This is a genomic window from Niallia sp. Sow4_A1, from assembly GCF_052116745.1.
GTDB lineage: Bacteria > Bacillota > Bacilli > Bacillales > Cytobacillaceae > Niallia > Niallia hominis.
Genome location: NZ_JBQKKM010000011.1, coordinates 98,288 through 118,471, shown reverse-complemented (window position 1 = coordinate 118,471; position 20,184 = coordinate 98,288). Strand labels below are relative to the sequence as shown.

Below are 20,184 nucleotides of genomic sequence, written 5' to 3'. Positions count from 1 at the left end.
TAAATTTCCAAATGGACAGGAGCCGCCTTTAGAAAGGTAATTACTTTTTTGGCTCTAAGTAGAGTAAACAATTAAACTGAAAATTATGACACTATTTACGCAACACTAGTGGGTAGAAATAAATATATTTACTACTGTAAATGTAAAATAAAGTATGATAATTCCCCTTACATTTGTAAATACTATTGTTTAGTAGAAGGATAAGATTTATCTATTTAGGAGCAAAGTAGAATGGAAAAAATTATCGCTGTTGAAAGAAATTATATGGGAGACATTATTAGTTTTAAAACTTCAAACGGAAGAGTTATTTCTTATCGTAAAGCATTGATGGATATTGAAACAGGTGTTATAGAGGGGGTAGAAATCACTGAAAATGTACAAGAGGAAGAGGATTTATCTTTTTCCATTATAGATAGCTTTGACAATTATCCATCTATCTTTTAACTGCTTTCAAAAAAAATAAGGGCAATTCTCTGTCGGCATCATGCTGCTTTAGCATATACCTAGAGAGAATTACCCTTTCTTTATTCTAGCGAATCATTTTTTTGCTGAATTATTTTTAATACTTTCGTATACTCTGGATTTTCCTCAAAAAATTGAACTAAATCACCAATTCGATCAATAGAATCCCAGCTTAAATGATGCTCTATTCCTTCCACATCTTCATAAATATTCTCTTCTTTTACTCCGATAATTCTAAGTAATTGCTCTAAGAGTTCATGTCTGTATACTAAGCGTTTACCGATTTTTTTTCCTTTTGGTGTTAAAACCAAGCCTCTATATTTTTCATAAACAAGATATTCATCCTTATCCAATTTCTGAACCATTTTTGTCACAGAGGAGGGATGTACAGATAAGCCTTCCGCAATATCTGATACTCTTGCATATCCTTTATCTTCAATTAGGTTGTAAATGCGTTCAATATAGTCTTCCATACTAGGTGTCGGCAATTCAACCCCTCCTTTACCAGGATTTCTCCTTTTTCTATTCTATTCGAAAATATTTATTTGCGTTTTTATCTATGTATGTACTGCCCATTAAAAAAGGACTCCCACTATTTGAATATCAAAAACTTTTATCGAACAAATATAAAGCAATTTTAGTGGAAAGAAATAGCCTTTAAAAAAGGCATGGATTAAAAGAACATTTCTTTAGCATTTTACTATAAAAAAAAAGGGGAAACAAGATTCTTTCAAACGTTAGATTTTTTATATAGCTGTCTTGCTTCCACTAATAGGATAAAAATTGCTTTATTCACCTATAGTATTACTGAGATAATTCGAGGAAAATCTATTCTGGGAATTCCATTTTCCAACTAAAATATTCATTATCTTGATTCTTCTCATATTTCATCATTGCATCAAATTTATTCCCTTTTTTACTCACTAAACCTTTAACAGGAGCTTTACCATTTTTCAGTAAATGTTTAACCATTGTTTTCGTCGGTTTTTTCTTCATAGTTGCAAGAAATTTATCATTCTTCCAAATGACGAATTTACAACCATTCTTCCAATTACTGCAGCCAAATCCTTTTTTTCCTTCCACTACAGAATGTCCACAAACAGGACATTTCCCCAACACTTCTGTCGTTTGTTTAGCATATGTTACTTCTTGGATAATGACATCTGCTTCGTTTTTTATCGTTTCCACTGCGCTTGATGTGAAGTTACTGATCATTTGCAAAAATTGCTTTTTGCTAAATTGCCCTTTTTCCATATCATATAGATCTTTTTCTAGTTTCCCAGTAAAATCTAAATTAAATAGATCTTTAATGGGGAATGTATCAACTATTCTTCTTCCTAAATCAGTGCAGACTAAGTTCTTATTTTTTGCCTCAATATACCCTATATCCTTAAGCTTCTTTATTGTTTCTGCACGTGTTGCTGGCGTTCCTATACTAAAACCACTTAAGATGGTTAAAACATCTTCTTCATTTTCCGCATCAAAATTTTTTCCGCATGTTTCCATCAGCCTTAGTAATGTCTTTTCCGTATGCTCTTTTGGAGGCTGGGTAGTATGAGTTGTTGTTACTGCATCGCTAGTGAAAACCTCTTCTCCTACTTGTACCATTGGAAGCATAACATCTTTCGATTGAATTTTCTCTATCTTTTTCCAGCCTTCTACTAATTGAACCTTACCTTTCGTTATAAAGCTACCTTTAAGTTCTAGAAGATTTATACTTGTAATGATTTTTGTCTCTTCTACCTCAGCAACTGGCATAAACTGCATTAATAAACGATTTTTTATCGCCTCATATACTTGTTGTTCCTCTTGGCTTAATCGTTTAGGCAATACATACGTAGGAATAATTGCACTATGACTCTCTACTTTTTTATTATCGAAAATTCTTTTGGATGGAAAAAATTTAACTTCCTCTTTAAATGGTAAATCTGCCGCAAGAAGATTTACTACTTTTTCCGTTTTCGAAATAAGGCTTTCTTCTAAAGCAATGCTTGCTGTTCTCGGATACGTTATATATTTTTTTTCATACAGACTTTGTGCTACCTTCAATACTTTATCTGCTGTCCAACCTTTATATTTACTAGTTATATAGCCTTGAAGATTAGAAAGATTAAATAAAAACGGTGGATATTCCTTTTTCTTCTGCACCTTTTTATCTGCTATAATTGCGGTTTTCCCGTTAATTTGTTCCTCTAACTCTTTTAAATATTGTTCCGACTTAAACTTTTCTTCCCTATTTTCTATATAAGCACCTAAATAACTGCTTCCGTTTTCCGTTAAAAAGGTTGCTTGTAGTTTATAATAATTTTCTGGAACAAAGGTTTCAATTTCTTTATCACGATCATAAATGATCTTAAGCGTAGGTAGTAAGACTCTTCCGATATTTAAAGCCTTCCCTTTGCCCTTTTGATATTTTAAAGTGGCAACAGATGTTAAGTTAATCCCGATTAGCCAATCTGCCCATTGTCTGCTAACACCTGCATCTTGTAAGGGACGCAGTTCATTGTTGGAACGAAGGTTTTCTAATCCATTTAATACTTCTTTAGGCGTCCATTCATTCAATAATAAACGATAAACTTCCTTTTCGGTTCTTAAATTATAAATAATACTATCCCCAATAAGCTGTCCTTCTCGATCATAGTCACATGCGGAAATAATTGTATCTACATCTGATCTTTTCATCAGTCTGTGGATGATTTTAAGCTGTTTTTCGGCGCCACGATCTGGCTTATCTTTATTTTTAGAATCTGACTTCACTTTATATTGAAACTTACTTGGGATAAAAGGAAAGTTTTCTAGTTTCCACGTAGCCATTTTTTCATCATAATCTTTTGCATCATTTAATTGCAATAAATGTCCGAATGCCCATGTAACAATATAGCCATTTCCTTCAAAATAGCCATCTTGTCTATTTTTTATTTTTAATGCATCTGCAATATTTTTCGATACAGATGGTTTTTCCGCCAATATTAATTTCATCTATATCACCTTTTTTCATTTCTTACATTCATTAATATTTTTTATACAAGATAACATTATAATCGCAAAAAAGAGAAATGTATAGAAAGGGGTAAATTTATAAAAATGCAAATGGAGTAATTTAGAAATTTTTATTGACTTCATTATATATATTCATTTTTCTTACCTTTTACAACGAAGAGAATTAAAAAGAAGATAATGGTGTGGGGGAATGCTGAGCTATCAAATTACGCTCATTATTGTTTTTTTCATGCTATACTAAATTAATTAGACGGAGACCATAACTGTATTAGAGTCCCCGTCCATTATAAAGTTTTAGAAGGAGCATAATGTTAATAGGCTACCTTTAAAGATTTTTTTATTTGTAAATACTGTTCTAATTCTTTTAAGACAAAAAAGACATGTGCTTGTTCCTCAAAAGAACGCCAATCATTCGGTAGTTTATCGTGTTTAATCATTTCCTCTAGTCGCTGAAGCTTACTTAAAAACAGTACAGCTGTATTACCTGAATGGACACATAAACTCAGTTCTTCTAAAAAGTCAGCTACAAGCTCTCTTTGATTATCAAGCGTTTCGACAGTTATAATCCGATCAAATAGCCTAGAAATGATTTCTAGTTGCTTTTCTCTAATCGTAAAATATTTATAATAATAATTTTCTTTTCTAGAAAAATGATTTTCGACATCACGATATGCAACGGATTTAGCAAATTGCACTTCATCAGATGCTTGTTTAAACTTTAATGCAAAATCTTCTTTCATTTCCTTTGTGCGAAGATACACAACCATATCCATCAAAAGAGCTTTAAAGTATTGCTCGATATCTTTTTGATGTACTTTCATTTCTTTATCGAGACTTGGCATATAACTATTAACAAGTAATGCTGCACCAATTCCAATTATAATTAAGCCTAACTCATTAAATACAACCTGCCACGACATTTGATTGGTAGAATAAATATGAAGAATAATAACCGTACTTGTTACTACACCTTCATTTACCTTCAATAAAACCGTTGTTGGGATAAATAATAATAGTAACAGCCCAATAATATAGGGCTCAAAAGCAATTCCCTCAAAGAAAATATACGAAAATGGAATAGCAAGCATACATGCAATAAAACGCGAAAAGGCACTATGAAGTGATTTCTTTTTGGAATTTTGTACACACAGGATTGTTATTATCGCAGAAGATACATAGAAATCTAAGTGGAAAAACTGAGCAATAGATATACCTATGCTAACTGCCACTGCTGTTTTAAATGTACGATAACCAATTTTATACTTTTTTAATTTTTGCAAAGCTCTTTGCATTTGCATAATTAATCACAACCAGTAACTAGTAAATCATCCTGTAAAGAAGCTAGCCTCGTATTTATGGCAATTTTATCACCAGGCTTTACTAATAATTCCACAACAGATCCACTAAAAGGAACACTTACATCTTTTATTTCCCCTGCTAAAGTTCTAATAGTTAAAATCGTTTCCCACTCATAAAAATAAGCTTTTTCTTTCATTAGAATTTCATTTACAGTTCCTTCAAACGGGCTAAGTATCATCTGATCTTCTCTGGATATTTCATAATACGGACTTTGACTGCTCTTTACAATCGTTTCAATCATTTTAATAAATCTTCCCTTTTTATTTATAGTTTTTTACCTAATGACATTCGTTTATTTTTATCCAAAAATAAACTTTACTTAATTATTGTAATCATGTTAATAAAAACACATTTTGCCTTATAATTCAATAAGTTCGAGAATTATTTTTTCATTTTTTCATAGGAAATTTTTGCAAAAAAAAATCCATAGAAAATCCCACTAGTATTCGTTTTTTCACGTTAAGAAATGAAAGCGGAATCAAGTCTGTTATATCAAAATTCACCTTCAATCACATGATAAAATAAATAAACTAGCTGGTTAGCTAGTTCACATAAAATACTTTTTTATCTTACTGTCTGTTTGGATATACCAATTTTCTTTTTCAATAATATTCGATACAGTTAAAATAAGAGATGGGATCTTTTCTACATTGAATACGATTAAGCCGATTTTTTTAACCATAATGACAAAGGACTCCCCATGTGAAAAAGTGGGTAACACATTCCCTAATTGAAGAATGCTTTTTACAACTGCCTCCTTGCTGCCATCCTCTAATACAGTATTCGGTGTAAATCGCAAAATCCAATTTTCATTTTCAATCGAAAATCGATACATTATAGCCACCTTCTTATTCTATTTCCTTTAAAAATAAAACTGCTACTTCATCATATGTTGAAAATGATTATTTATGAAATATTTTATCAAAGTCAAGAAATGATATAAATTGATGAAAAAGGAAAGGTCTCACACTTGAAGAAACTATTAATAATATTCCCGGTTTATTGTATCCGTTTTCTATCTGTTTTCAACCAAGTAAGCCTTTTCAAAATTTCGGTGAAGTTTTCAGAAAAAACGCTTAGAAACCTTGACTACATATAGGTTATCGTGTATATTATAGACATCATTTAACAAAATTCAGAATAATTATTTTCTATTATTATTTTGTTCTATGAAAATATTTATTTTATAGGCACCAATCATGTGTCTTGAAAGGCTTAGGAGGAAATTTAATATGCAAAACGGTAAAGTAAAATGGTTCAATAACGAAAAAGGATTTGGATTTATCGAAGTTGAAGGTGGAGACGATGTATTCGTACATTTCACTGCTATTCAAGGCGAAGGTTTCAAGTCATTAGAAGAAGGACAAGAAGTTTCTTTCGAAATCGTTGAAGGAAACCGCGGACCTCAAGCTGCTAATGTTGTTAAACTATAATTAATAAACAAATATATTAATAATAGTAGTCAGGGGATTTTTCTAGAAGTTTTCTTCTTGAGAAGTCCCCTTTATTTTTGCCCTTATTAATACAACTAGTTCTTTTCGAATCTTAATATAAGAGAAAAAGGTGGAAGTATGTTCCCCCCCTACTTCGCACCAGATAACTTTTCCCCGTATTCCTTTAGCTTATATCCCACCGTACACTGCGAAATACAGAAGCGGTGAGCTCCTCTTTTTCCTAACTCTAATTTATTTTGTCGATATAAAAAACAATCTTTGCAATAATCTTTCATTAACTCATCTGCTTCTTCAATCAGTTTCTTTCGTTCCAAGCTCCACCCCTCCTTTATTTATAACGATCATTAAATCAATTGCATTTTACTATAGATACGCTTTCCTTCTAGGCTTTGCGTTGCAAGCTTATCCGCTTCTTTATTTTCATTTCTTCCAATAGAAGTATATATCATATTTAAATGTAATTTTTTTATTTTAGCTTCAATTCGATCAAGCCATCTATTTAAGTCCTCTTCATAGCATGGCCATTCGCCTTCTAATTGCTTCAATACTACTTGTGAATCCCCTTTTACTTCACAAGTAACATCCCTTACCTCTAGTTCCTCCAAAAGATTTAAAGCGTGAAATAGAGCTGCGTATTCTGCTTCATTATTAGAAAGAATATCATGAAATAGTTCATTTGCCCGAACTCTAAATTTCTTTTTGCCCTGCTGAAAGAAAAGAACAACACCGATTCCTGCTGTTTTTGTTTCCTTGTGGTAGCCGCCATCAAAATATACCGTAAAATCATGTGGCTCCTCTTCCATTTCTTCATTCAATTTTCGTAATTCCTTTAAAGTCCAGCTTGTTCCTTTTTCATCATAAAAAATTAGATCCTTTGTATCATTTCGTTTCTCCAGTTCTTCCCCCATTTCAAGAGCAAGAGCTGATTGGATCCAATCAGAAGTAAAATGAATACCTTCCTTCTTTTTCTTCATCTGAAATGTATATTCCAATTTGTATTTCATAACGGTACAACCTTTCTATAAGTAAAGTAACTTTCGAAGCTTCGAGGTCTTATTGCTTAGTAGTTGGATAAAAAGCTACTCCTAAAGAAATTATAAAAAACATTACCATCACAACTTTTTTTCATTTATAATATTTTACATCGTTTCATTTATACATTGTACTTTTTACAGTAACCCTTGCTTGTCATTATATCATTTTTCAATTCATCAATAGGAGCCTATCTACTATTTATTAACTAGGTTACATATTTAATGATATATATACAGCTATTACGTTTTGTATGAAAACTAAATGTAAAATAACTAGTACAGTCATTGATTAATCATATCAAAATTTCAGGAGGTATCAAAATGATTGAAGTTTATATTGATGGCGCCAGTGCTGGAAATCCTGGTCCTAGTGGCGCTGGCATTTTTATAAAAGGGCATGGTTCTGCAGAAAGATACTCCTTCCCACTTGGGTTAATGAGTAATCATGAAGCAGAATATTATGCACTCATTAAAGCTTTAGAAATCTGCATTAATCAAAACTATCGCACAGTGAGCTTTCGTACAGATTCTGAATTAGTAAGTCGAGCTGTTGAAAAGGAATTCGCTAAAAATAAAAAATATGCTCCTCTCCTTGATCAAGCCTTAAAGCTTATAAGAGAATTGGATTTATTTTTTATTAAATGGATTCCAAGTAATGATAATAAAACAGCCGATGAATTAGCAAGACTTGCCATTAGAAAAAATAATTAAGGAAAGGAATCATCCGTTGAAAATACTTACTTCCCAAAGATTTGCAGATTTATCCCTTTTATTTGTTGCTCTAATATGGGGTTCGACCTTTGTAATCGTTCAAAATGCAATAGCTTTTTTACAACCACTTATCTTTAATGGAATTCGCTTTTTCCTAGCTGCTCTTTTTTTATTTCTATGGTTACTTCTATTTAAGCCTTCCCAACTGAAGCAAATAAATATACATTGTTTAAAAGCCGGAATTATTTTAGGTATTTGTTTATTTATCGGCTATGCTTTTCAAACAATTGGGCTTGTCTATACTACTAGCTCGAAAGCAGGTTTTATAACTGGACTAAGTGTTGTGCTTGTTCCTTTATTTATGTATCTTTTTATGAAACAAGCTTTATTGATCAACCATATTATTGGTGTTATTATTGCAACAATTGGCCTCTATCTCCTAACGATAAGCAATGTATTTTCTTTTAATATTGGTGACTTTTTTGTATTTATTTGTGCGATAGGCTTTGCATTGCAAATCATCTTAACAGGAAAATATAGCAAACAATATCCCACATTATTATTAACAATTATGCAACTTTTGACAGTTTCAATTCTTGGGTTTATTGGTAGCTTTTTATTTGAAAATCCAAAAGCTAATTTTAAAGTGAATATCCTTTTTCACAAAGAAGTAATAATTGCTTTACTCATAACTGCTATCCTTGCTACTGCTGTTGCATTTATAATCCAAACAAGCTTACAAAAATATACCAATTCTACTAGGGTTGCGTTGATTTTTGCAACTGAACCAGTATTTGCAGCAATGACTGCATACCTATTTAATAATGAACAGTTAACAGCTAGTGCTACGATTGGTTGTATGCTGATTTTATTAGGAATGGTTTTTTCCGAATTACCGAGGAAAACACTGCTTGCAGCATTTAAACGGGGTAGCTTTATTGAGAAATAATTAAATCATGTCCTTAGATTTACTGTACCTCTCCACATTAATGAAGAGGCTGGGACAAAACTAAATAACTAATCTTTAAAGACGAACAATCTTCAATTCAGCTCTTAAATAAAGCTACGTTATCTATGTTTTTAAATCTAGTTAAGTGTAAAAATTAAGTCGTTCCATTGCGCTACAGACGCACGATGCGCCGGGGAGGAAGCTGAGCCTCCTCGCTGCGTGGCCACTGAAAAAGTGAATTACCTGGTGAATCGGTAGTTACCAAACCATTCTAACATAGTGTAGGCTTTTGTTTTCCGAGGCTTACCGCTCGACTCACCGGGGGCGAGCGCCGAGCCGCTTCACAGCTCACGCTCCTGCAGGGTCTCGGACTTTCTCGCATCTCCCGTAGGAGTCGAGCGGACACCTCTCCAAACCAACTTATTATTCGCTTTCAAATAAATAAAACCTCATTTTATTTGGAGAACTAGACTTTTTCAGTGCCCTCCTCGCTGCGCTGCGGGGTCTAAAGCGTCTCTATTTCCCGCAGGAGTCGAGCGTCCTCCGCTCCATTCCACTTCGTTTTTAAACCTTTATCTAAAAAATAAACACGAACTATAATGTAAGTTAATCGCATTATAGTTCGTGTTTATTGTTTGGTTGAAATACTTATGTCACTGCCTCTTTAGAAAAAACAAAAAACCACTCTATGTAAATACATTAAAGTGGAAATAAATGATTTCTTTTTATAAAGCTGATTACTTCTTTTTTTGTTTTCAGTTCATTGTCCATAAACATCTCAAGCAAAGAAACAAAAAAGCTGCCATCAAATCTCTTTTGTATTTTTAAAGTACATTCAATTGCTGTTATTACAAGCTCATCTGTAGCATTTGTATATGCTTTGCCAAAATATATAAAACCTATTGCATCGTCACCGAAGGAAAAGCCTTTCCCATCTAAAAAAAGCAAATACTCCTCTACTGTTTTCAAACTTTGTGTACATTCCCCTCTATCCTTTTACCTACATGTTACTTTATATCACGACATATTTCTAGCTTTTTCAACACTTATTTTGCATTTTAAATGACCATTGTCACAATTTTTCTATTTTCTTCGATAACTTTGCAAAAAAAAGATAGAGAAGCAAAATGGGCTTGCCCCTCTATCAATTGTTAACGGCGTATAATGGTTTTTTTCTTCTTCGTACATAAATGTCCTAAGAAACCTATACAAACACCTAATAAAGCACCTCCAAATACCTCTTGTGGCTGGTGGCCTAGCATTTCCTTTAGTTTTTTTGGTTGTTGCTCTTTAAAGGCAATATTCTTATCTGTATTAATTTTATCTACTAGCTCTCCTAAATCATTTACCTTTAACGTTAATTCTCCTGTCTGTCTTCGAATTCCCTGTGCATCATACATGACAATTAATCCGAATATAAGCGATAACGCAAAATCAATAGTTGGTAAACCTCGTTTTAATGCAATAAAAGTTGTTAGAGAAGAAACACCTGCTGAGTGGGAGCTTGGCATCCCTCCTGTTTGAAAAAATAAGCCTTTATCCCACTTTTTTGTTTTAAAAAAATGAATGGGGATTTTTAAAAATTGAGCCATTCCAATGCTTATTAAGGCAACATATATGCCCTTATTCATATCAATCACCTCTTTCAAATAGTCTCTTTATTTACGGATGATATTATTCTTATTTGCTCATACTAAAATTGATTTTTATTTCCACTATGACTTTAAGAGGTGATTGATATGAGTAATAAAAACCATACGAATAGAGGAAAAGCTGCTGGCGGGGTTAATCCACAAGGGTACGGTCAAGACGCTGATATAACGCCAGCTCCAAAAAGCAAATTAGAAAATGCCGCGAAAAAGAAGAATACAAAATAATGATATTTCATTAATTTTCGCTATTTAGCTGGGGCTTTAAAAAAAGCTCCAGCCAACTTGTATTATTCAGTCTTTATCTTGATTGATTTCTTTCATGAATTGGGCAAAAGTATCTATCCTTTTGTATATTTATTCTAAAGAATTTTCAACTCTACCCACATCTAATGAAGTTAAACATGATAAATACAAATAAAAACCCAAACGATTATACGAAACTTTTAAATAAGCATTTCGTTTGAATCGGTTGGGTTTAACTTTTGTTAGCATATTTGTTTCAGTCTCTGAGATATCTAGGCGTTTATCCTTCTAGTTTCGTATTCCAATGCAAATTTTGCGTAATATATAAAAAACCATTTCTTAAAATAAGGTGAGCTCTTCTTTCTTTTCTACATAATGATGAAATCTTTTAAATTCTAATTCCTCAAATTTCTTCATTGCGGTAGCAGGATTGATATTTAAATAGCTATCTTCTAGCATGCAACTTACTGGAACGTCGCATTTAATCTCTGCTAATTGTCTGCTTAAATGGAGCATTTCGAGGTCTGTTTCAATTTTCGTACGCTGACCCTTTGTAAGCAACGATAAATTAGCTAAAATCCCTTCTATATTCTGATGAACTTGGAGAAGCTTTAAGGCAGTTTTCTCACCTATCCCCTTTACGCCAGGATAGTTATCACTTGTATCTCCCATTAATCCCTTTAGATCGATCATTTGCTTTGGAGTAATCCCTTTTTCTTCTTGAAAATTTGCTGGTGTATAAACCATATAGTTACCATATCCTTTTTTTAATAACGCAACAGAAATATGATCATCCAGTAATTGCAGAATATCCTGATCTCCTGTTAAGATGGTAACATTTGCTTCACCTTTCATTTGTTTCGCAATTGTACCGATACAATCGTCAGCTTCAAATCCAGTTATCCCTATATTTGGAACATTAAAGCTTTCTACAACTTCTTTTACCAAATCAAATTGTGGAATTAATTCAACAGGGGCGTCTTGACGATTTGCTTTATAGGAAGGGTACATTTCTGTTCTAAATGTAGTACTTCCCATATCCCAGCAAACCGCAACATGTGAAGGGTTAAAATGTTCAATTGCCGTAAAAAAATGTTTTACAAAACCATGAATTGCATTTGTTGGAATTCCTTTTGAGTTAACCATATATTGACCTGTAACAGCTGTAGCAAAAAAAGCACGAAATAATAGCGCCATCCCATCTACGAGCATCAGGTTTGTCTGTTTGTCATTATTCAAATCGCATCTCTCCTTTATTTCCATTCGTTTATTATAACAGATTCTAAAATAGTTTTGGCTGGTAGCTTTTTCTTCTCCCTTTTTATTAGTTGGAATTTAACCTGATCGTAAGTTTGTTGTAAAACGAAGTCTGAAAAATAATTATCTTCTAAAGAAAAAAACAGAGAACTAAAATTCCCCATTAGTTTCCTGTTCCTAACCCACTTATTTTAAGCTAAGTTCAAAACTACACTGTACTTCCTTCTCATGCCATCTATATTTGCCTCTACTTTTGTAAACTCTAAACTTACTGCCTCTCCTAAAAATAGAATGCATTGTTTCATTCTTCTATCTTGTTAGACAAACAGGTCTCAATTGGATTTTCTTCATAAGAAATCCAATCACTGAAACTTCCAGGATAAAGCTTTACATTGTCTATTCCAGCCATTTTTAAGGAAATATAATTAGGAGTAGCAGTTATGCCAGAGCCACAATAAACAATATATTCATTTCTGGGGTCTAATGAGGAAAACCTTTCTCTTTGCTCATTAGTCGACAAAAAGAAGCCATTTTTTAATCCATCTGTCCATACAAAGTTTATTGCTCCAGGTATATGTCCACGTTTCTTATCAATCGGTTCTATCTCTCCTATATACCGTATGTGTTCTCTGGAATCAATAAGTACCTTATATTCCTCTTTTGCTCTTACTTGTGCTGACACTTCCTCATAAGTAGCAATCATATGTGTTTGAATTTCAGGAGAGAAAGTACTCTTTGTAAAAGTCGGGACATCCTTTGAAATTGGAAAATCCTTTTTTACCCATTCTTTATAGCCGCCATCCAAAATATATGTATGGGAATGTCCGATATAGTTTAATAACCACCAAAGTCTCCCGGAAAACGCCCCCTCCCCATTATCGTAGGCAATGACGATAGTTTCTTTACCAACACCTATATTTTCAAGTTTAGAAACAAATTCTTCTATGGCTGGTAATGGATGTCTGCCCCCGTGTTCACTTACTGGATTGGAGAGATCTTTATCTAAGTGAAAATAAACGCTATTTGGGATATGACCTTCTATATACCATTCGGTGCCAGCGTCAGGATTTTTTAAATCAAAGCGACAATCAATAATTCTAACAGAATCTTGTTCAAAATTTTCCTTTAGCCAATCAACACTTTTTACGATTTCCATCTTTATTCCTCCTCTTGTTATCCCTGTTAACCATTAATCAATAGCGGAAAATCTTGTTGATTCCTTAATAATCCACTCAAGTTTATCTAAATTCTCATGCTCTGTTAATAGTGCCGTTTTCCCATCATAATATTCGCCCACTTGTTCTTGTAAATTATCAAGCAGTGTATCAAAATGCTGTTCAAATAACTCTTTATAAAAAGTAAAGAAGGAGTGAATTTGCTCCTTAATAAAAATATTCCCGTGCTCATCCACTAATTGTTCTAATTCTATTCCCATATTCTTTCGTTCATTATTCTCAAAAAAACTTTTGGGATTTTTGTAATATTTTGTTCCAATTTTATTAAGCGCATTATCTAGTTGTTTGAAAGGAGTATGGTAAGTTAATTTTGTATCAATTGCATTTTCCATTTCTTCTTGCAAACGGATTTCGCCATTAATGGACTGAATGGAATGCTGAATTTCTTGATAGCCTTCTTTTCTTTGTTTATAAAATATTTGGTCCAGTCTTACATTTACTGCCCGCAATTCTTGTTCAAATTCAAAATTCAACTGTATTAAAAAAGAAGCAGTAGCAAGGGAAATTTCTCTTTTCTTATTATCCCCTCGTAAAATGGATGGATGATAGGCTTCCTTTATTAATTCCTGTAATCGAAACATGATTCTTTGCTTTAAATAAAAAAGCTGTTCTTCAACTTCCATTTTAAATTTCGCTAATCTATCTTGAAACGTTATTGTTTCAAATTGTAAGAGTATATTCCGTTTTTCTTCCTCCATCCGAGAAAGCTCTTGTTCCGCTTCTTCCTTTTTTGCAAAAGCAGATTTAACTAGCTGCTTTAAAAGTTCAATTGTCCCTTCATATTCTTTTTTAGCAGATTGGAGCATCATTGCTAGCCATTCATATTCAATAAATTCATACATTTTAGCCTCTGCTCTTCCCATCCATTTCCCGTAAATTTCATGCTTATAATAAAGACTAGAAACAGGAAGAATTCGTGGAGAACGTATACCATATAATTGCAGTTGCTCTTGTAAATACTCCTCTACAGCTTCTTGCTCTTCTTCATCCTTCGCTAAATCTATTGCATTAATGACAAAAAATATTTTATCCTTTTCAAAAGCATCCTTTAATCTTCCAAGCTGTACTAAAAAAGCACGATCAGCTTTGGAAAATGCGTGATTATAGTAGCTGACATAAAAAATACAATCTGCTTTTTTCATAAATTCAAAGCTTAACTCCGTATGTCTGCTGTTAATTGAGTCTCCCCCTGGCGTATCAACGAGCGTAATTCCTTTTCTAGTAATACTACAATCAAAATAAACATCTATCGAAGCCACAAAACAAGAGGTTTCTTCTACTGCAACAAAATTCGAAAGCGCTTCTAATCCAACATTAATCTCGCTGCCCAATTGATCACGATGGGCAGAATATCCTTTTACAAAAGCTTGCAGATAGCGAAATTCATTCGCATATCTTTCTACAGGTTTAGCAGCTAGCTTTTTTATCAAATTTTGCGCTGATTCTAATGTACTTGCCTCTTCCTTCACTAACTGTAAATAGTCATTTATCTCTGTAAGCATTTCTGACTCTGTTTTCCATTTAACAATCACCGTTTTATGTGGATGGTCTTTATCTATTGGCAAAATTCGATTTATTGTTGCCGTAGTTGGATTGGGCGAAACGGGCAAAATCGGATAATCTAGTAAGGCATTGGCAAAGGAAGACTTCCCTGCACTAAAAGCACCAAATAAGCAAATAGTATATGTTCGATTTTCAATATTGGCGGCTTTAGTAAGCAAATTCTTTGCTATATGTGTAAATCCCTTTACCTGTTGCAGGTTATTACTTAAAAAACGTAATTGTTTAATTAGTAAATCTGTATCAAATTCATTTCTTTCTTCTCGTTTAATATCCTCAGTCAGATTTCTTTTCTTGTCTACGGCTCTTGCGTTTATGGATGATAATGTTTGGTAAGTAATTTCTTCTTTATCTGAATCTAGTAATCTTTGCAATAGACTCTCATCAACTGATTGTGTGACAAAGAGATGCTTTAGGTTCTCTCTCCAGTCTTGCCATTTAGTCTCTAGCTCTTCCTTTTTTAGCTTACAGTCTACAAATCCTTGCCAGATTTTCTGTTCTTTCCTACGCTCTTCTTTTTCCGTATGTAATTGTCGCTGGCGCTCTTCTTTCCATTGAGTAAATAGTGTCGTGATTTCTTTCCTAAAAGACTGTTTCAAATCATTTTCAACAGTCTCACAATATACCAGAACATAGTTTTCAGAAAGCTGCGCATCCTTATTTACTAACTCTTTTAACCTATGCCTATGTAAAATAGAAGCAAGCCCTTTAATTTTCGGAAAATACTCTGACTTACCGTGTTTCTCAAAAAACTGCGATAATGGCGTTATTAATTGTATTTGAACAAGCTTTTCGAGCTCTGTGTAAAAAGCAAGTAGTCTTTCCTCTCTTTCTTTTTTTGTTTTGTTTTTGCTGCCAAATAATCCTATTTTAAAATTTTTCTGTTCTGTTTCCAAATATGACTTGGCTAATTCACGAAGATTGAATGGCATAATATACGCATTTTTAATAATCGAATGCCACTCGTTTTCTAAAGATACTACTGTTTCGCTTTCTTCCTCATCTATTGTTTGAAGTTCTTTTTTTATTGTACTTAAGGTTGATTCTAATGAATGATATTCTTCCTCCGTTAAACCTGCTAACTCCTCATCTATAGGAGCGATTCTTTCAGCATACTTTGTTTCGATAAAGGCATGATGATCTTTATATAGCTTTTGAAAGGATTCATCCATTGAAATAGGAAGAATGAACTCTTTTTCTTTCATTTTTTCAACAATATAACACTTTAACTCTTTCAACCCTTGATAGAAAAAATTCGTTTCGATTAAGGTAGTAAAGAAAATTTTTTCTGGCTTAATTCCATATGACAAAAAGGAGTCAGAAACACTTTGTTTAAAATGTTGAAATGAAATTTCTTCTTCTCGATGTTTATCCATTTGATTAACGATTAACACAAATTTTTTGCCTGAATCAACTAGCTGTTTCGTAAAATCAAAATTTATTTCGGACTGTACATGATTATAATCAACGACATAGAAAATAATATCTGCGAGATGAATGCTAGATTCCGTTGCTAATTGGTGGGCTTGATCTGTACTATCAATTCCTGGGGTATCCATTAAAATAGCATTCTCTAAAAGGAGTTCCGTATCCAATTGGACTTCTAATTCTTTTATTTCATCCACTCTTTCTGTTGCCTGTAAAACGCCTTTTATATCAAGAACCTCTTTATAAACATCTGCTTGGTTCGTGCAATATGAAACTTTTAACTGTTTGCTTCCTTTCTTCACGCGAAAAATATTAGCCGTTGTCGGAATGGGGCTTGTTGGTAAAACCTTTGTACCAACAAGTTTATTAATCATGCTTGATTTTCCAGCAGAATAATGTCCACAAAAAGTTGCAATAAATTCTTGTCTAGTTGCTTTTTTAATTAGTTCTTTCAATCTTTGCGCAGTTTGTTGATCACTATGTGCCAAAAAATATTGATAAAACGCTGTCCATTTATGTAAGGTGTCTGTATTCGTTGAAAGCATGGATAAACTCCTTTTCATCTATGTATTTCTTTTATTTTAACTATTTTCCACATAACAATAAAGTAAAATTAACTGAAAATTGAAAGCGACCTAAAAAAAGTGAATCTTACCATGTGTTACCTTTAGGGACAGTTACTCACCAAACTCTCTTCTCCGCATTCTCAAATAACGTCTTACTGATATTAGAGAAATGAAAAAAACTGCTTTCTCTTGTTAGCCAATCCCTATGTAGGTAGGCAAGGGTGACAAGAAAAAGCAGTATTTCATTCATCATCATATGTAAAACTATTATTTAATATCTGTTGCTTTGGTTGTATGGTTTAAAACATACTTCATAACAAATAAATAACCGATAACCGTTAAGCCAATAGGAAAAGCTATCATTCGTTACACCTCATTTCCTTAATGAGAATAATTTTCTATCTCAATTACATATTATCATCAATGAAAATCATTTTCAATAAGAAAAATAGTTTTATTTTTCTGTCCTTTTAGCAAGGGAAATCCATATAAAACAAGTAGTTTAGGAAAAATGTACCATGTGGTATATCCTATTTTCTCAAAAAAATATAAACAAAATAGGTCTATTTTATGATAAGATGTTTTTATCTAGAGGATGGGGGAATAGTGTGTGTCATTAACTAAAAGTACAACTGAAATTTTAAACGGAACAATTGAAGCTGTAAAAGGTGTTATTCCCTGTGAACTACAAATTGAGAGGCCATCTGTAACTGTCTCACCATTTGTTTTAAAATCTTTAGGGGTATTAATTGGATTAACTGGAGATTTTCGTGGCAGAATCATTATAGATGGGGATAACCAAGTTTTTGGTAAGCTAGGCGAATCCATGTTTGGTATGTTTTTGGAAGGGGCTATGCTTGAATCATTCTCTGGTGAATTAGGGAATATGATTGCTGGTAATTTATCTACATTTGTGTCTCAAAATGGAATTGATATAGATATAACACCACCTACCGTTTTAGCAGGTGAAACAAAGTTATCTGGTTTTGAAAAAGCACTTAGCTTGCCTATTTCGCTCCAAAACATTGGCCAATTAACCATTGTTCTTATTTTAGAAATATAAAGTTCAACTTCAATCAATGTTTTATCTATCCACATTGATTGAAGCTGAACAATTCTACTTTCCGCTGAATTTTTCCCCGTTTAAGATTTTACTTTCTCACCCATTTGGTTAGGGAATTCAACTGATTTAACATGCAGAATTAACTCAATCAAAAAAATGATTTTTTCATCATATTTTCCTCTACATTATTTTCTTATTATCTGTATGACTTTGTACTTCGATTTTAATTTTATTCTCCACCTTTTGCCCACAGCATTTGCAAATTGTCTTTTCATTATAGATGGTCAGGCAGTGACTACAATAATAATTCTCCATATTTATCACACCCACTTCTTTATAAACATATATTAGTATATTTATCATTCATGGAATATGTGCCGAAACTAGAAAAGATTAACCGATTTGTTATAATCGATTGAATTGCAATACTGCTGTAATATAGGGAGCCCTTTAAAATTACCCTCGCTTCATCATCGTTCAGTCAATAAGTGTTGATTATTGCTCTAACTGATATACGTCACTATATTTAGTGTAAAGATAATCAATTAGATATTGAGCATTTAGGCCCTCTCCAGTAACATCTTTCAATATTTCAAGTGGTTTTTTCATTTTTCCGTAGCGATGAATTTTTTCATTAAGCCATTCTTTTATAGGCAGTAATTGTCCTTGTTCTAATAAATTATCGAATTCAGGAAGGTCTTTTTGCATTACCTGTTTTAGTTGCGCTGCATACATATAACCAAGTGCATAGGAAGGGAAATAACCAAAGCTTCCTCCGGCCCAATGTACATCTTGAAGAACCCCTTCCCCATCATTTTCAGGAACCACTCCTAAATAGGACTGATATTTCTCATTCCAAATCTTTGGTAAATCCTTCACTTGTATATCACCATCAAATAAACCTTTCTCTATTTCATAACGAATCATGATATGTAGCGGATAGGTTAGTTCATCTGCTTCAATTCTAATTAAAGAAGGCTTCGATTCATTGATCGCACGATAAAAATCTTCGACAGAAACTTGATCAAACTGACCGTTTGTATGGGATTTTAGTGTTTCATAATTATGTTTCCAGAAGGATAAATTTCTTCCGACAAAATTCTCATAAAATAGTGATTGAGATTCATGAATTCCCATCGAAGTTCCCGAACATAAAGGAGTTCCGATTAAATCTTTGGAAATATTTTGTTCATATAAAGCGTGACCAACTTCATGAATTGTTCCAAATACAGCTACTCTAAAGTCTGACTCATCATATTTCGTCGTTATACGAACATCACCCGGATTGATCCCTGTAGCAAATGGATGAACGGTTTGATCTAAACGTCCAGCATCAAAGTCATATCCTACTTGCTTCAACACTTCCAAACTAAATGCTTCTTGATCTTCTTTCGAAAATCGCTCATATAAGAACTCTGTAGATGGTTTATGACTTGATTCTGCAATTTTATGTACTAAAGGCACTATTTTCTCTCTCACATTAGAAAAGACTTCATCCAATATAGCGACTGTCATACCAGGCTCATACATATCTAATAAAACATCATATTTATTGTTTGTATGTCCCCAATACTCGATAAATTTCTTGTTCATTTCTACTAGTTTTTCTAAATACGGCTGAAAAAGTGCAAAGTCTGCTTTCTCCTTCGCTTCTTCCCAAACACTTTCTGCTTTTGATTGAAGCATAACATATTCCTTGTATTCTTGAGCTGGAATTTTTTTATTGCGATCAAAATCCTTTTTCATTTCTTCTACTGTCTTTCTTGTAATCGGGGATAATTCCTCTTGAACGATCTCTTCAGATAGAACAGTAAGATAGGATTCTAATTGTTCAGAAGTTGATAATTCGAATAATTCAGAAGATAACACTCCGATTACTTCTGTTCGTTGATTGACTCCCTTTTTTGGAGCACCTGTACGTAAATCCCAATAAATTAGAGCGAGCGCTTCATTGTATGCTCCTATCTTCTTCACATACTCCAAAAATTTTGTTTCCATCTCTTTTATATTAATAGACAATATACTCTCCTCTTTTCCATTTTAGTATTCTTTTATCATAACATACCTGTTGGAAAACTAGATATATTATGATATTGGAGTAAGTAAAAAAAATGTACTCGCTTATTTTGAAAAAAATGCCTCATTCGTTCATTCTGAGCTGCAACAAGCAACTATGTGTCCTATTTTTAAGACACACTAATAGAATGACTA

At 32.9% G+C, this 20,184-nt stretch carries 19 protein-coding genes; 6 read left to right on the top strand and 13 right to left on the bottom strand.

The window, feature by feature from the left end; all coding sequences use genetic code 11:
- Positions 1-231 precede the first annotated feature (231 nt).
- Positions 232-444 (top strand): DUF3892 domain-containing protein, encoded by a 213-nt coding sequence (locus ACTQ5K_RS08700; protein WP_031538170.1) that lies wholly within the window; start codon positions 232-234, stop codon positions 442-444.
- Positions 445-524: 80 nt separating this feature from the next.
- Here ACTQ5K_RS08700 and mntR read toward each other — a convergent pair whose 3' ends face one another.
- From mntR to ACTQ5K_RS08675, 5 genes are all read right to left on the bottom strand, one after another.
- Positions 525-950, bottom strand: a complete 426-nt coding sequence (gene mntR / locus ACTQ5K_RS08695) for a transcriptional regulator MntR (protein ID WP_031538171.1) — start codon at positions 948-950, stop codon at positions 525-527.
- Between the two features lie 340 nt (positions 951-1,290).
- Positions 1,291-3,441: a type IA DNA topoisomerase gene (locus ACTQ5K_RS08690; RefSeq protein ID WP_349204909.1), complete on the bottom strand. Its 2,151-nt coding sequence runs from the start codon at positions 3,439-3,441 to the stop codon at positions 1,291-1,293.
- A 332-nt stretch (positions 3,442-3,773) separates the two neighbouring features.
- Positions 3,774-4,760, bottom strand: coding sequence for an aromatic acid exporter family protein (locus ACTQ5K_RS08685; RefSeq protein WP_349204908.1), 987 nt, complete (start codon positions 4,758-4,760; stop codon positions 3,774-3,776).
- A 2-nt stretch (positions 4,761-4,762) separates the two neighbouring features.
- Complete coding sequence (locus ACTQ5K_RS08680) at positions 4,763-5,062, bottom strand: hypothetical protein (protein ID WP_349204907.1); 300 nt, start codon at positions 5,060-5,062, stop codon at positions 4,763-4,765.
- Between the two features lie 306 nt (positions 5,063-5,368).
- A complete protein-coding gene (locus ACTQ5K_RS08675) occupies positions 5,369-5,656 on the bottom strand; it encodes a hypothetical protein (RefSeq protein ID WP_031538175.1) in 288 nt (95 codons plus the stop codon).
- 397 nt (positions 5,657-6,053) lie between these two features.
- On the opposite strand from ACTQ5K_RS08675, the gene cspD reads away from it, so the two are divergent.
- The gene (gene cspD, locus ACTQ5K_RS08670) at positions 6,054-6,254 is read left to right on the top strand and encodes a cold-shock protein CspD (RefSeq protein WP_009332654.1); all 201 of its coding nucleotides are present in this window, start codon (positions 6,054-6,056) and stop codon (positions 6,252-6,254) included.
- A 149-nt stretch (positions 6,255-6,403) separates the two neighbouring features.
- Here the strand turns inward: cspD and ACTQ5K_RS08665 are convergent, their stop codons facing one another.
- Together ACTQ5K_RS08665 and ACTQ5K_RS08660 are read right to left on the bottom strand one after the other, a co-directional pair.
- Complete coding sequence (locus ACTQ5K_RS08665; RefSeq protein WP_031538176.1) at positions 6,404-6,589, bottom strand: zinc-finger domain-containing protein; 186 nt, start codon at positions 6,587-6,589, stop codon at positions 6,404-6,406.
- Between the two features lie 30 nt (positions 6,590-6,619).
- On the bottom strand, positions 6,620-7,279 hold the full coding sequence (locus ACTQ5K_RS08660) for a reverse transcriptase-like protein (RefSeq protein WP_235251628.1): 660 nt from the start codon (positions 7,277-7,279) through the stop codon (positions 6,620-6,622).
- Between the two features lie 351 nt (positions 7,280-7,630).
- Here ACTQ5K_RS08660 and ACTQ5K_RS08655 point away from each other — a divergent pair, with 351 nt between their 5' ends.
- The gene (locus ACTQ5K_RS08655; protein WP_235251627.1) at positions 7,631-8,020 is read left to right on the top strand and encodes a reverse transcriptase-like protein; all 390 of its coding nucleotides are present in this window, start codon (positions 7,631-7,633) and stop codon (positions 8,018-8,020) included.
- 16 nt (positions 8,021-8,036) lie between these two features.
- The gene (locus tag ACTQ5K_RS08650; RefSeq protein WP_031538179.1) at positions 8,037-8,969 is read left to right on the top strand and encodes a DMT family transporter; all 933 of its coding nucleotides are present in this window, start codon (positions 8,037-8,039) and stop codon (positions 8,967-8,969) included.
- A gap of 699 nt (positions 8,970-9,668) precedes the next feature.
- Here ACTQ5K_RS08650 and ACTQ5K_RS08645 read toward each other — a convergent pair.
- The gene (locus ACTQ5K_RS08645) at positions 9,669-9,938 is read right to left on the bottom strand and encodes a DUF6123 family protein (protein ID WP_349204401.1); all 270 of its coding nucleotides are present in this window, start codon (positions 9,936-9,938) and stop codon (positions 9,669-9,671) included.
- Between the two features lie 182 nt (positions 9,939-10,120).
- On the bottom strand, positions 10,121-10,600 hold the full coding sequence (locus ACTQ5K_RS08640; RefSeq protein WP_235251625.1) for a divergent PAP2 family protein: 480 nt from the start codon (positions 10,598-10,600) through the stop codon (positions 10,121-10,123).
- A 108-nt stretch (positions 10,601-10,708) separates the two neighbouring features.
- Here ACTQ5K_RS08640 and sspL point away from each other — a divergent pair, with 108 nt between their 5' ends.
- Complete coding sequence (gene sspL, locus ACTQ5K_RS08635; RefSeq protein WP_031538093.1) at positions 10,709-10,846, top strand: small, acid-soluble spore protein L; 138 nt, start codon at positions 10,709-10,711, stop codon at positions 10,844-10,846.
- A 357-nt stretch (positions 10,847-11,203) separates the two neighbouring features.
- On the opposite strand, the gene ACTQ5K_RS08630 is transcribed toward sspL, so the two are convergent.
- From ACTQ5K_RS08630 to ACTQ5K_RS08620, 3 genes are all read right to left on the bottom strand, one after another.
- Positions 11,204-12,076: a 5'-3' exonuclease gene (locus ACTQ5K_RS08630; protein ID WP_031538094.1), complete on the bottom strand. Its 873-nt coding sequence runs from the start codon at positions 12,074-12,076 to the stop codon at positions 11,204-11,206.
- A gap of 346 nt (positions 12,077-12,422) precedes the next feature.
- Positions 12,423-13,271 (bottom strand): sulfurtransferase, encoded by an 849-nt coding sequence (locus ACTQ5K_RS08625; protein WP_349204404.1) that lies wholly within the window; start codon positions 13,269-13,271, stop codon positions 12,423-12,425.
- A 39-nt stretch (positions 13,272-13,310) separates the two neighbouring features.
- Positions 13,311-16,889, bottom strand: coding sequence for a dynamin family protein (locus tag ACTQ5K_RS08620; protein WP_349204399.1), 3,579 nt, complete (start codon positions 16,887-16,889; stop codon positions 13,311-13,313).
- Positions 16,890-17,520: 631 nt separating this feature from the next.
- On the opposite strand from ACTQ5K_RS08620, the gene ACTQ5K_RS08615 reads away from it, so the two are divergent.
- A complete protein-coding gene (locus ACTQ5K_RS08615; RefSeq protein ID WP_031538097.1) occupies positions 17,521-17,973 on the top strand; it encodes a chemotaxis protein CheX in 453 nt (150 codons plus the stop codon).
- 495 nt (positions 17,974-18,468) lie between these two features.
- On the opposite strand, the gene ACTQ5K_RS08610 is transcribed toward ACTQ5K_RS08615, so the two are convergent.
- Positions 18,469-19,992 carry a carboxypeptidase M32 gene (locus ACTQ5K_RS08610; RefSeq protein ID WP_031538098.1) on the bottom strand — a complete coding sequence of 508 codons (1,524 nt, stop codon included), beginning with the start codon at positions 19,990-19,992 and terminating at the stop codon, positions 18,469-18,471.
- Between the last annotated feature and the right edge of the window lie 192 nt (positions 19,993-20,184).

Bases quoted from the DNA above. Each gene is read 5' to 3' on its own strand.
- ACTQ5K_RS08675 (WP_031538175.1), bottom strand. From the start codon at position 5,656: ATGTATCGATTTTCGATTGAAAATGAAAATTGGATTTTGCGATTTACA.
- ACTQ5K_RS08630 (WP_031538094.1), bottom strand. From the start codon at position 12,076: ATGCTCGTAGATGGGATGGCGCTATTATTTCGTGCTTTTTTTGCTACA.
- ACTQ5K_RS08655 (WP_235251627.1), top strand. From the start codon at position 7,631: ATGATTGAAGTTTATATTGATGGCGCCAGTGCTGGAAATCCTGGTCCT.
- ACTQ5K_RS08680 (WP_349204907.1), bottom strand. From the start codon at position 5,062: ATGATTGAAACGATTGTAAAGAGCAGTCAAAGTCCGTATTATGAAATA.
- ACTQ5K_RS08690 (WP_349204909.1), bottom strand. From the start codon at position 3,441: ATGAAATTAATATTGGCGGAAAAACCATCTGTATCGAAAAATATTGCA.
- ACTQ5K_RS08640 (WP_235251625.1), bottom strand. From the start codon at position 10,600: ATGAATAAGGGCATATATGTTGCCTTAATAAGCATTGGAATGGCTCAA.
- ACTQ5K_RS08660 (WP_235251628.1), bottom strand. From the start codon at position 7,279: ATGAAATACAAATTGGAATATACATTTCAGATGAAGAAAAAGAAGGAA.
- ACTQ5K_RS08620 (WP_349204399.1), bottom strand. From the start codon at position 16,889: ATGCTTTCAACGAATACAGACACCTTACATAAATGGACAGCGTTTTAT.
- sspL (WP_031538093.1), top strand. From the start codon at position 10,709: ATGAGTAATAAAAACCATACGAATAGAGGAAAAGCTGCTGGCGGGGTT.
- ACTQ5K_RS08685 (WP_349204908.1), bottom strand. From the start codon at position 4,760: ATGCAAATGCAAAGAGCTTTGCAAAAATTAAAAAAGTATAAAATTGGT.
- ACTQ5K_RS08700 (WP_031538170.1), top strand. From the start codon at position 232: ATGGAAAAAATTATCGCTGTTGAAAGAAATTATATGGGAGACATTATT.
- cspD (WP_009332654.1), top strand. From the start codon at position 6,054: ATGCAAAACGGTAAAGTAAAATGGTTCAATAACGAAAAAGGATTTGGA.